This window comes from Anabaena sp. CCY 9402-a, assembly GCF_963920945.1.
Classification (GTDB): Bacteria; Cyanobacteriota; Cyanobacteriia; order Cyanobacteriales; family Nostocaceae; genus Trichormus; species Trichormus minutissimus.
In genome coordinates, this window is sequence record NZ_CAWUDL010000234.1 from 1 (window position 1) to 253 (window position 253).

The window sequence follows — 253 nt, forward strand, 5'->3', positions numbered from 1 at the left end:
AAGCTAGAAGCAGCGATCGCCAGCTACCAAACAGCCCTGCGCCTCGACCCAAACTATGCTAACGCTCACTATGGCTTGGGGTCTGCGCTGCAAGATCAAGGGAAGTTAGAAGCAGCGATCGCCAGCTACCAAACAGCCCTGCGCCTTGACCTAAACTTTGCCAACGCTCACAATAATCTGGGGCTTGCGCTGAAAAAGCAAGGGAAGCTAGAAGCAGCGATCGCCAGCTACCAAACAGCCCTGCGCCTCGACC

The 253-nt window shown here is 55.7% G+C and carries 1 protein-coding gene; it reads left to right on the forward strand.

Features of this window, described 5'->3' with window-relative positions:
• On the forward strand, positions 1-253 hold a 253-nt coding region (locus tag ACM0OR_RS28420), incomplete at both ends, for a tetratricopeptide repeat protein (protein ID WP_414579747.1).